Here is an 11,958-nt window from a genome sequence, read left to right on the forward strand (position 1 = left end):
CACTGCAAATAAGCAACCAGTTGCATAAAATAGGCAATAGGTTGCTTATTGAACAAATAGGAGGAGAATCAACTATGGGAAATGTACAACAACAGCAATATGTATTTGGCAGCATATTGTTACTGGCAAATAAACTTCAAATTACCGGTGATAAATTATTCGATGATTTAACACTGAAACAATGGTTTCTCATGATCATGATTTTTAATATGGAGAATAAGTCCCCCGCCATAAATGAAATTTCCGAGTTTACCGGCACGACGAGGCAAAATGTTAAAAAGATGTTATTACCTCTCGAAAGTAAAGGTTATCTCACCATCCACAAATCAAATTCGGATGCGAGAGCATTAAATGTGCAGTTAACTAAGAAGAGTTTTGATTATTTTAGTCAAAATGAGAAGTACGGAGAAGAACTAACAAAGAAATTATTTAAAGATATAAACAATGACGATTTAACGGCAACAACCCGAGTGCTGGAGAAATTAATGGATAATTGTATTCATATAAAAAAAGGAGAGGAACTATATGAGTAGAATCAAAGCAATAAAATCACTATCTTTGATAATAACCATACTAACTTTGATCGTAAGTTCTATTGGCTTATTCTACACCACTGGAGGACAACCATTCGTCGTGCAGAATATTTATGGAGACTCCGTAACTTTATATGGGGATGGAATTTATGCTTACAATTCCATTCTAAAAGTTGGAACATCAAAAGGGACAGATATCGTCATGATCCTTGTTGCGTTACTCTTTGGTGTAACCACATTTTTATTTAATAAAGGAAGTAGAGTGAAACTAATACATACAGGACTATTAGCAGGTTTATTATATTATTCTACTTGCCTTGCTTTTGGGGTTACATATAATCGGATATTTATTTTATATCTGTTACTTTTTTCAGCAACGTTATTTTTATTTATAATAGAACTTAAGTATATCTTCGCCGAAATCAAACTACCTGAGAAACTAGCTGGGAGATCATTAAAAGGAACTGGAATATTTCTCATCGTTGCCGGATGCTCTGTTCTAGTATGGCTTATGTTCATCATTCCAACGATCATAACAGGAGCACCCATGGAGATTATTGAAATCTATACAACAGAACCAACGTTTGTCATTGATCTGGGCGTTATTCTGCCATCTGCTGTTTACTGCGGAATTCTTCTACTAAATAGAAATAGCTATGGTTACAGATTGGTTCCTGTGATACTGATTCCACTAACAATCGTTGGCCTTTGCGTAATTGGACAAACTATTATGCAGACCCAATTAGGTATTGAATTACCCCTAGGTCAACTTATCGGGTTAGTTGTTTCCTTTGTTATTCTAGGAATTATTTCAGTTGTTTTAAATGTAAAATTTTTAAAACACATAGTTTGATCCCTCCGCTGAATATTATTTAAATTTTCTTTAGTTTGTGATAGTATTCACCTTGTAATATTTTGTTCATACTGCGTTCTTATTTGGATGATACTCTTACGATAACAAGTAATATTAACAATAATCTTAAAGGGGACATGATCATGAAAAAATTATATTATACTTCCTTTTTCTATGTGATTCTTGGTTTATTGGCAGGCGTTGCCTACCGCGAAATTACAAAAATGAATGATTTCACAGGGGACACCGTATTAGTTGCCCTTCACACTCACATTTTGGTGTTAGGATTTATCTTCTTTATCATTACTCTGATCTTGGCCAAGTTATTTAATGTACACGAAGCAAAATCCTTTGGTGCATTTTTCTATGTCTATAACTTTGGTTTGCTGATTACGATCGGGACTATGGCTACTCGAGGCATGCTACAAATTAACGGTGAGGATATTAGCTTCTTGCCACATATCGCTGGATTAGGTCATGCGATTCTAGGTGCAGGAATAATCTGGTTGCTTGTTATCCTCGGTAAACGAATCAAATAAATAAAAGTGGGCTTCTGGGCATTCATTCCAGGGGCCCTTATTTATTCTGAGTTACGCTCCTCCAAAACCCTCCATTCGCTATATCCCCTTGTATTAACTAATGCCGCTTCTCACTCTTCAGAATGTAGAAATGCAACCTCGATAATTTTGTTCATTTTAGTGATAAAAGTCCTATTTATATTTATTATTCAGTTACCGATAGTAGAATGTGATACCCATAGGACCATAAATTGATTAACTAATGATGTGATCTCAATTTATATATGGTTATTTATGCAAAAACTATCTACTTTATCAGGGGGAACAAAATGCGTTCAGTCAGAAGCAAGCTTATCGGATCATTTTCAATTGTATTAGTATTTGTAGCGTTATTAGCCTATATGGGGTTGTCACAAGTGGCGAAGATGAGGGATTTCACAAGTGACGTAACAAGTCGATGGATGTACGGGATTCAAACGATCGACCAAGTGAACTTATCTTTGGAACAATATGAAAGTAGTTATTTGAAACAATCTCTTACAACTGATCCACAGGAATTGGAACAGTTGAATACTAGGATTGACTCTCTATTTCTCCAAATTGATGATGGAATCGTGAAATATCAATCTACCATTTTCACAGAAGAAGACAAGAAATTGTATACGGAACTCACCAATGTCTGGGCAACATATAAAGAGCTCATGGACACCCTATTCTCGGGAAAGAGTAGCGCCGAAGAACAAACTAAGATTGCTGAAGAAATCAATGTTTCTTTTAATAAAATGAGAGAAACGATCGATGCTTTAATCCAAACCAATCATAATGGAGCCCAGCAAAGTGAAAAGGATAGCCAAGCTTTATTCGTTAGCACGGCATCACTCATTTTTTATATCGGGATTGTCATCTTGATTGTTATTTTAGTTCTCGCATGGCTGCTTACTCGAAATTTAACCAAACCACTAATCGCTACCACAGCAACGATGAATCTTATAGCTGCGGGTGATTTGACAGTTAAACCTATGGTCATTAATCGCAAAGATGAGTTTGGCACGATGATGGAAGCCGTCAACCGAACCGTTGCCAATTTGCAACAATCGGTTAAGCAAATGCAAGACTCTTCAACCTCAGTAGCCACTGCATCTCTACAAATGTACACCAGTTCGGAACAGAACTCGGAAGCTGCTCGGCTTGTGGCGGAATCTATTCAACAAGTTGCCGTTGGTTCTGAAGAACAAGCCAACTCTGCTTTGGAATGTGGTAAGGTAATTGATGAAATGGCACAAGGTGTCGGACGAATTGCTGAGTCAGCCGGAGAGGTAGCCGAATTGTCCCAATACGCTGCATCCCAAGCGACTATTGGCTCCGAAAGAATCCTAGACGTTTCCGATCGAATGAAGAAGCTGAGTGATTCTGTAGAAATTGCAAGTCAAACTATTCATAAGCTTGAACAACAATCCGAAGAAATAAATGTGATGTCATCTTTAATCGGACAAATTTCTGCTCAGACGAATTTACTAGCTCTAAATGCGAATATCGAGGCTGCACGCGCAGGAGAACACGGTCGAGGTTTTGCGATTGTTGCTGGAGAAATCCGCAAGCTGGCCACTCAAAGTGATGAAGCATCACATAATATTACTGAATTGATTGAATCCATTAAACAAGATACGCTGATTTCTGTTACTGCGATGAGCCATAGTCTTGCTGAGGTTCAAGAAGGTGTATTGTCTGTTGGACATGCAGAACAAGCGTTTAAAGAGATCGTATTATCGACTACAGAAGTGTCGACGAGAGTCCAAGAGACTGCTGCAGCAACCGAACAGCTTGCCGCAAGTTCGGAAGAAGTTGCCGCTTCTATTGCCAACATGGGTCATATTGCACAACAGACTGCGGATATGTCACAGCAAGTAGCTGCATCGACAGAAGAGCAGCTTGCTTCAAGTGAAGAAATTACGACATCCTCACAATCATTGTCGGGAATTTCTAAAGAACTAAAGAGCTTAGTAAGCAAATTCACTTTGTAAGCTGAACTGATTTTGTTTTCCCACGCGCAAATGATACAATTTTAAAATAAATCATTCTTAATGATTTATATTTAAAACTCGAAGGGATGAAGCAAATGTCTGTTGTTGTTTATATTAACTTTAATGGAAACTGTCGTGAAGCAGTGGAGTATTACGCACAGGTCTTTGAAACCGAGAAACCGCAAATTATGACCTTTGGAGACACGCCACCTAATTCAGAATACCCCCTTCCAGACGAAGCAAAAGATTTAGTCATGCACACACGACTTAACATCAACGGTAGTAACGTCATGTTCTCTGATATCTTCCCTGGTATGCCTTTTGTAGAAGGAAATAATATCAGCCTTGCTTTTGTCAGCAAAAATGAGGATGAACTTAAATCATTCTTTAACAAGTTGAAAGAAGACGGCAAGGTAGGCATGGAAATTCAAGAAACATTCTTCAGTAAATGCTACGGCAGTCTAAAAGATAAATTCGGAATCGAATGGCAGTTCAGCCATCCAAGTGAATAAACAAAAGAGACCTAGCGGCTGCTAGGTCTCTTCGTTTATTACTGAGCCTACTTCATTACTTCATACTATTCCATGTTAACTTCGATCGCCGATACTTCACCATCACGCACGGCTATTGCATCTGCTCCTTGAATAACAGCTCCATCACAATTCACAACCGTGCCATCACGCTTAATCAGTTTCATGCTACTAATAACAGCAGCATTGGCACCAAACGTATCTGCTCGGCGGGAATTGTTGTATGTCACTAATGTGCTTCCAAGGAACTTAAAGGACACTTTACCCGACTCATCGAATAACCAACCTGGTAATATCGGAGAAAGTGTAAGTGTTAACTGTCCATCACGTACCGTGAATACGTGTTTGCCAGCCATCATACTTCTCCACATACTGAGGAATTCTGCTGTAGATCCACTTAATCTAGCTACGAAACCTCTGCCATGCACCTCAGGATCAGGATTGCTTCCCGTCGCAATAAACGAGGAATTCTCTAGGGTACTACGACCGTATACTGTCGGATCAAGGAAAGGAACAAGTGATGTCTTCAAATCCTCGAAATACTCCTCATATAGTCCTGCCTTCAATATTCCTAGCAAATATTTATAGGACATATGAAGGAAATTCGATTCACGTTCAAGCCAGCCTGGTGTAAAAGCACGCATACGTCCAATTTCATGGGACTCTGAATCCAAACTAACGGATGTTTGATACATCTGGGTCGTTTTATCGTACAACCCCGATTTCTTGATCCGGTCATAAATACTTTTCGCCTGCTGTGGATCATTCAGTGTCTTCATCCAACGAGTAGGACCTTCCAAGAAATGCGGCAACGCATATACTTCAAAGCTCTTCACTTTGGCTCTCTGTAGTCCATTGCTACTCAATACTGGATTCCCGTTCGCGTCTACCATCCCTTCAAACTCTGTAGCTTCAAAACGGAAATAGGTTGGAACAATTCCATCGCCAAGCTCAACGGCTTTCGAAATACCTTCATCTATTTTAACTGCAAATGCTGAGAAGCCTTCCTCGATTACTTTCAAGGAAACCTCACGTTCCACTCCCGTAATTCCGAAACGAATGCGTTCCCGATAAGCTTCACGTGCCGAGGCCACCACATCCCAATAAGTGAACGAATCTGTCTTTCCATCTTGATTGTTCACAACGGCTTCATGAACCGCTTCAAACAAATCTGCAATTTCTTCAGGTAGGCGAATAGATTTCTCGTCGTATTCTTTCATACTTTCCAATAAGAAGGTCACCATTCGTTTCAATTCAACAGTCTCGCTCATCCCGGATCCAATCAACCCAGGAAGTCCATTCATTGCGTCATTCCACCCTGGTTTATTCGCTTCCATTTCAACGCCCATACCATAAGGATCCAGGGTTGAGAATTTATTAAGCGCCAATGAAACCATTTTTACAAAGAGGTTGGTATGATACACTTCCCCTTTGCCGTCTTCGGTTTGTAACCAGTTCGTATCGTTCATTTTACGCCCAAGTCGTTTTAACTTTTCCTCGTCTTCGATCAATGCATCATACTGCCGAACTTGGTTCTGCAATATAACATATTTCTTGGAACGTGGTTGAACGTAAGCAGCACTATCGTAAAAGGCATAAGTCTCGTCTGCAAACAAAAGCTCTTCCTTCTTGTCTGGGAATATATCAAGGTAACCATCCACTAAGTCCATGTTGTAAGTCCAATGATCACTCCAGAAGCCTTCGCCGAAACCAGCTTCAAAATTTTGTTGAGAAAGAGCTAGTACACCACTCAGTAATTGCTCTTCAGTTACATTAAGCTGAACTTCATGATCCGCAAGGAAATTAACAATTTTACCCGGAGTAAATTTACCATTACACACTTTCAACACTTCTTCGTGCTGATCTGCTACTGCAGTTCTGATCCATTCTTGTAGCTTACCTTCATTCTCAGGTTTAACATTAAAGCTACACCCCTGCACGCTAAGTGGATTATATCCGTCTGCCTGCATCAGACTATAGAACATTTTAATATTAAACGTTCCTACCTTAGGGTTAAAGAACACATCATTACGGCGGTTCTGGTTCATATCCCGGAAATTCCCGTTACCTTGAGAGTAGTATTCCGGTGCTATGGAGAAGAAATTGTAATCACGTTCCAAATCACCATGTTTGCGTGAGTAAAGATGTACAACGAAACCTTCACCTTCATTATCAAAAATAAACGGGTAACCCCCACGGAGGAAATTATCCATATAGGACTGCTTTGCATACGCGTCAAATAATTCAGATGATGTCTGCGTAGCGATATCTGTCGTCAGTTCTTCAACTAAACTCTCTGCCTCTTCTCGCTTACGAGAAATATAGTCTGCAGAGCATAAAAGGTCTGCCTTGGCATTGATCTTCTCAATATCATTTACATGACCGATGATCGTATTCAAGGATAGACTTTCTCCTGGAGCAAGTCTTTGTGCAACCCCACTGAAACCACAAGGCACTTTATTGACAGGGTATTGTGGCTGCTCCTTAAGCTCTGCAAGCGAAGTCATCGCAAAATGGTCTGGATATATTAGCGAAGTATTGCCACCGAACACAACTTCAAAATCAACGATCGGCGCAATTCGTTCACCCTCTCCAGTGAAGGATAGGTAGAAATGTCCACTCGTTACTTCACTTACCCGGGCCTCATCTGCAGTACTCGAACGGACGTGATAGAACGGAATGTCATTCTCAAGATTGTAGACTTCCATCCAGCTCCGCAGTAAATTACCGATCTCTTTAAATCCGCTATTCTCGACACCATAAGGAAGGATTTCCGGCATTCCATCCATTAGCTCCAATTCAACTGGTTCTTTGCCGATATTCACAATTTCAACCTGGCGGACCAAAGCAGCGTAATCATCATTGGGTAAATTGAAGTAATTCACCACGGTCTTCAATCCATATCCCGTATGAGTTTCTTCGATTGTAAGTCCATTCGGAGAGATCCTCATCAAGCGAGAAGCTTCTGCATCAGGACGTGCCGATTGAAATGGTTCGTAGATGGTATCTTTTCCTAGTATCTTGATAAAAGTCCGAAATCCATTGGCTGCTACATTCTTGTACGTAATGCTCGCAGGGGAGAATTCCATGATGGCGGAGTTTTTGTCGCGAATACCGAAGCTACATACAGCTTGGCCCCGATTGACATAGAACGTCCACATTGGAATTCCCTTTAATCCCGCCATTCCCGGTAAGAAACTGGAGAACGGTTTGGCTTGATGAAATTGTTCGATAACAAATGAATTATTCTCATAATAATACTTAGACATGTGAATTCACTCCTATTTTGTAATGATATAAGTAGCAATGGAATGAGGTTGTAACTCTACCTCTAACATACTTTCTTCTAGACCTAAAGTAGCTTTTTGAACATTATCAGTTTCGTTGATCACTACAACTGCGATGCTGCCATCAGGATTTAAGAACGCAGTACTTTGTAAGCTGTTAATCTTAGATGTTTGACCAATACGTATGGCACCTGGTGCGATATACTTGCTGAAATGTCCAATGTAATAATAAGAGCTATTATAGTGAATCGTATCTGTAACCGTGTCCGCTATAATTGGCGCATCACAATAGTTGCCTACATGATTGGGTCCACCCACCTCATCAAGTACAATATTCCAATCCAAGTACCCTTCTATCCAGTTGTTTAGGTCTCCAATCATATTTCGGCCATATCTTTCACCTGTAAACCATTCACCAAGCTTAACCCCACCCTCTTGGCAGCCTTCAGTAAATAACAGATGTTTGTCTGGGAATAGCTCATGTACCTTACCAACTTCTCCAAATTCCTCGCTCACATACCAATGTATTCCCGTGCCCCAGACATACTTTGCTGCTTCTGGATCTGACAGTACTACCGATGCTCGATCTACTATAATGTCGCGGTTATGATCCACGATCAGGATTTTAACATCCTCATAGCCTTCACTGTGCATGATTGGACCCAAATGATCTTTAATGAAATCACGCTCTTCTTCTGCACTGTAAATACAGGAATCCCATGTTTGCACTGCCGCGGGCTCATTTTGTACTGTAACGCCCCAGATAGGAATGCCTTCCTTTCCGTAAGCTTCGATAAATTTAGTGAAATAACGTGCCCAGACATGTGCGTATTCTTCTTTAAGTTGGCCACCGTTATTCATTTCTCCATTCGTTTTCATCCATGCCGGTGGACTCCAAGGAGAAGCAAGCATGGTGAACGCTCCACCTTTGACCTTCATCGCGTCTTTAATAAGCGGTAACACCCATTGATGATCATGTGATATGTCAAAAGTAGATAGTTCTGTATCGTTATCGGCCACATACGTATAGTTTCCAAGTGCAAAGTCACAGCTATGAATATGTACCCTCCCGATGGAATAACCTAATCCTTCCGTGGGATCGAAATAGCTGCGAATGACTTTTTCCCGATTCTTCGCACTTACACGAGACAAGGTGTAAGCAGCAGATTCTGTGAATGCGCCACCAAAACCAATTACACTCTGATACTTCGTACTGAGATCTAGTTCAACATCCGCCACTTCTCCTGAAGTTCGGCTTAGAACAGGGACACTCCCCTTATCTGTTAAACGTTCACCAGAATCTTTTGCAGTTACGATCATTTTAACTTGCTTCATTAATCGAACAACTCCTTGTCCCATATAGTCCGACACCGGTTTCGAAAATTCCTAAAAAAATATTCCTCGGAATTTTTTCTTCTCTTTTTTTGATTCTTGGAACTAATAATTAATGGTTAACAATACCACACGAATCCCTAACGACTAATCGTACAGGTAACATCATGGATTCAGCCGCATCTGAAGGGTTATCTATAGAACGGATCAGAATTTGTGCAGCCTCATTTCCCAAAAGTGCTGTATCTTGTCCAATCGTCGTTAATGCAGGAGTGATATATTGAGATAGATCAATATTATCAAAACCAATGATAGACAAATCCTGGGGAATATGAAGTCCCCGCTCCTTTGCAGCCCTCACTGCACCCAGTGCTAAATGGTCTCCCGCCGCAAACACAGCAGTTGGTCGATCCTCTAAATCCAAGAGTTGCATCATTGCCGCGTAGCCGCTTTCAATTGAGAAAAATCCGCCGTTGACTATATACGAATCCTGCTTCTCTAAATTCAGCTTAGAGATCGCGAGTTCATACCCTTGTTCACGCTTAGAACCAGCAAAGGTATTAGTCCCTCCTGAAATATGGGCAATTTTGCGATGGCCTAGTGAATGTAAATACTCCACGGCCAGATAACTACCTCTTTCGTTGTCAGAATACACGGTATGTGCTTGTGAGGTTTCATAATCCAGAATGACACATGGAATATCACTGTCCAGAAGCTCTCTGAAATAAGGATCTTCATAATCCGACAGCACGACAACTACACCATCTACACCTCTGATCTTGCAATTCTCCAAGTACCCGCTTTGTTTCCCACCGACATCTTTGGAAATGAACATTAGAGCATATCCTTTGTTCACGACGGCTTGCTTGAAACTCTCGATGACTGCACTGAAAAAGGGATGCTGCATTCCGATACCTGAGGATTCAACAAATAGTACACCAATTGTCCAAGATTTCTTGGTAGTTAATGTACGTGCATGGGCGTTAGGCAAATAACCAAGCTCTTTAGCAGCTTGTAAAATAGCCTGACGAGTCTGCTTTCTTACATCTGTATAATTGTTGAATACTTTAGAAACTGTTGTGGGCGAGTAACCTGTTTTCTTTGCAATATCATAAATAGTTGTCAATCGGGAATTCACTCCTGTTGCAAATAAATCGCATGTGATACATTGTTTAATTGCATTTTAATCGTTTATCTAGGGAACGTCAAACATAAAAAAGTGGTTGTTGAAGCTTATTAGTGGAAATCACTATTACTTATTTCCGCTTCATGTTCCGAATCATCTTCTTTGTTTCCTGATCCACCCGATATGACTCCGTTATTTTCTGCAAGGCTTTGTTGTAAGTGAAATCGTCTAGTGCGTTGCTTTTCAAAAAAGTCATGGTTCTCTCGGGCAGCTTCACATAACAGATGGAAACTGCCCAGGCAACCGCCATTTTGACATAATACCCCTCATGATTAATACCATCCAACCCCTCTAGAACCCTATCGATGTATTCCTCTGCAATGTAATAATCAAGCAACATAACCACGCCAAAACGTATTTCGTATTCTTTGCTCGACATGAGATATGGCTGTAAAAACTCCCAAACTCGTGGCATATTCGCCTTTGTTATTTTTAACCCCACACAAAAACTATCACATACCGACCAATTATCAATTTTGGGTACGAAATCCGCGACATAACGTAACGTTTCTTCGATATCTGTTCTAACATAACCGATGACAATACCTTGTAACATGACTTCCTCAAAATAATGATCTTCCGCTTGTTCAAGATACGTGCGCCAATCTTCTTTTACAATTTGCTTTGCTAGGCTGCGCAGTAACGGTATTCGAACTCCCAATACATTATTAATGTTCGGGATCAGTGCCGCTGAAAATTTCTGATAGTCCTCTTCTACTAATTCCATGATCTGTTCTCTTATTGTTTTTTCCATTGTGTTACTCCTTACTGTTTCTAATAAATTCATCAAATGCCTCTGCCAATTCCCTCTCATGCCCAACCATTAAATGCCCGCCGTCTTCAAAGGAAATAAATGTAGAGATAGGAAAGCGTGAAAGGGATTTACTTATCTGCTCATAACTTGCGAGAGCATCATCTTTAGACTGTAAAATTAACGAAGGAACCTGCAGGTCTTCAATTGGATACTGATCAAAATTTCGTGCCATATCGGGATTTGTAATCGAGGCATCCATTACCATCCCATCATGGCGACGACTAACAGGCAGCATACTATAAATCGTATCCTGTTCCATACCCATAAGTGGTTTGAATAACGGTCGTAGTAGCCACATAGGGAAATCATTGCACATGAACGATGGAGGACCTGAATATTCGCTATAGCTCTCGGGTTTTTCCAAGAAAGGTGCAGCAGATGAGTACAATATCAAACCTCTCGTTCTCTCTGGATAATCCAAAGCAAAACGTATTGCAATGGTTCCTCCTGCTGAAGTTCCAAGTATGAATACCTTGTCGATTCCTAACTGGTCCAGTAGCTCTATATAAGCAGAAGCTTGAGCTTTTGGTGAAGGGTCTTGTGGGCTAGCACTATCTAGATAGCCGAACCGTGAAGGAGCAATAATTCGGTACTGATCTACTTTATCTTTTACAGTCTCAAATCCCTGATCATATCCTCCGCTAATTCCATGAGCAACTAAAATGACCTCTTCTCCCGTTCCTTTATCTACATAGGTCATATCACCATAGTTTAACTTAATGGTATGTGCTCCATAGGTTTCAAGCCTTATGTTAGCCTTTTTCACTTCGATGCTGCACTGGATATATTGTATAAGCAGAAATATTGCGATCAATACCAGGGCGATGCCAGCAATACATAATATCATCCGTCTCTTCCCCTTCTTTATTGACGATTTCACAATT

The 11,958-nt window shown here is 40.3% G+C and carries 10 protein-coding genes; 5 read left to right on the top strand and 5 right to left on the bottom strand.

From position 1 onward, the window contains the following. The first annotated feature begins 74 nt into the window (after positions 1 to 74). The 5 genes from NST85_RS17595 (at position 75) to NST85_RS17615 (ending at position 4,437) form a co-directional block, all read left to right on the top strand. A complete protein-coding gene (locus NST85_RS17595) occupies positions 75 to 533 on the top strand; it encodes a MarR family winged helix-turn-helix transcriptional regulator (RefSeq protein WP_127190692.1) in 459 nt (152 codons plus the stop codon). Further along, entirely contained in the window at positions 526 to 1,386 is an 861-nt protein-coding gene (locus NST85_RS17600) for a hypothetical protein (RefSeq protein ID WP_127190693.1), read from the top strand. The genes NST85_RS17595 and NST85_RS17600 overlap by 8 nt, the downstream gene beginning before the upstream one ends. Positions 1,387 to 1,529: 143 nt before the next feature. Next, a complete protein-coding gene (locus tag NST85_RS17605; RefSeq protein WP_127190694.1) occupies positions 1,530 to 1,925 on the top strand; it encodes a DUF2871 domain-containing protein in 396 nt (131 codons plus the stop codon). A 308-nt stretch (positions 1,926 to 2,233) separates the two neighbouring features. Next, positions 2,234 to 3,925 carry a methyl-accepting chemotaxis protein gene (locus NST85_RS17610; RefSeq protein ID WP_341189970.1) on the top strand — a complete coding sequence of 564 codons (1,692 nt, stop codon included), beginning with the start codon at positions 2,234 to 2,236 and terminating at the stop codon, positions 3,923 to 3,925. Between the two features lie 95 nt (positions 3,926 to 4,020). Further along, a complete protein-coding gene (locus NST85_RS17615; RefSeq protein WP_341189971.1) occupies positions 4,021 to 4,437 on the top strand; it encodes a VOC family protein in 417 nt (138 codons plus the stop codon). A 65-nt stretch (positions 4,438 to 4,502) separates the two neighbouring features. Here the strand turns inward: NST85_RS17615 and NST85_RS17620 are convergent, their stop codons facing one another. From NST85_RS17620 to NST85_RS17640, 5 genes are all read right to left on the bottom strand, one after another. Continuing rightward, on the bottom strand, positions 4,503 to 7,724 hold the full coding sequence (locus NST85_RS17620) for a cellobiose phosphorylase (protein ID WP_341189972.1): 3,222 nt from the start codon (positions 7,722 to 7,724) through the stop codon (positions 4,503 to 4,505). 12 nt (positions 7,725 to 7,736) lie between these two features. Next, positions 7,737 to 9,077, bottom strand: a complete 1,341-nt coding sequence (locus NST85_RS17625; protein WP_341189973.1) for a glycoside hydrolase family 30 protein — start codon at positions 9,075 to 9,077, stop codon at positions 7,737 to 7,739. Positions 9,078 to 9,186: 109 nt separating this feature from the next. Next, the gene (locus NST85_RS17630) at positions 9,187 to 10,200 is read right to left on the bottom strand and encodes a LacI family DNA-binding transcriptional regulator (protein ID WP_341189974.1); all 1,014 of its coding nucleotides are present in this window, start codon (positions 10,198 to 10,200) and stop codon (positions 9,187 to 9,189) included. A 130-nt stretch (positions 10,201 to 10,330) separates the two neighbouring features. Beyond that, positions 10,331 to 11,014, bottom strand: a complete 684-nt coding sequence (locus NST85_RS17635; RefSeq protein WP_341189975.1) for a DNA alkylation repair protein — start codon at positions 11,012 to 11,014, stop codon at positions 10,331 to 10,333. 4 nt (positions 11,015 to 11,018) lie between these two features. Then, entirely contained in the window at positions 11,019 to 11,954 is a 936-nt protein-coding gene (locus NST85_RS17640) for an alpha/beta fold hydrolase (protein ID WP_341189976.1), read from the bottom strand. Between the last annotated feature and the right edge of the window lie 4 nt (positions 11,955 to 11,958).

The organism is Paenibacillus sp. FSL K6-2524, assembly GCF_038005525.1.
In the GTDB taxonomy this organism is placed as follows: Bacteria; Bacillota; Bacilli; order Paenibacillales; family Paenibacillaceae; genus Fontibacillus; species Fontibacillus anaericanus.

What these genes read in the sequence shown, in the direction of transcription:
- NST85_RS17595 (WP_127190692.1), top strand. Translation starts at nt 75, where the DNA reads ATGGGAAATGTACAACAACAGCAATATGTATTTGGCAGCATATTGTTA.
- NST85_RS17600 (WP_127190693.1), top strand. Translation starts at nt 526, where the DNA reads ATGAGTAGAATCAAAGCAATAAAATCACTATCTTTGATAATAACCATA.
- NST85_RS17605 (WP_127190694.1), top strand. Translation starts at nt 1,530, where the DNA reads ATGAAAAAATTATATTATACTTCCTTTTTCTATGTGATTCTTGGTTTA.
- NST85_RS17610 (WP_341189970.1), top strand. Translation starts at nt 2,234, where the DNA reads ATGCGTTCAGTCAGAAGCAAGCTTATCGGATCATTTTCAATTGTATTA.
- NST85_RS17615 (WP_341189971.1), top strand. Translation starts at nt 4,021, where the DNA reads ATGTCTGTTGTTGTTTATATTAACTTTAATGGAAACTGTCGTGAAGCA.
- NST85_RS17620 (WP_341189972.1), bottom strand. Translation starts at nt 7,724, where the DNA reads ATGTCTAAGTATTATTATGAGAATAATTCATTTGTTATCGAACAATTT.
- NST85_RS17625 (WP_341189973.1), bottom strand. Translation starts at nt 9,077, where the DNA reads ATGAAGCAAGTTAAAATGATCGTAACTGCAAAAGATTCTGGTGAACGT.
- NST85_RS17635 (WP_341189975.1), bottom strand. Translation starts at nt 11,014, where the DNA reads ATGGAAAAAACAATAAGAGAACAGATCATGGAATTAGTAGAAGAGGAC.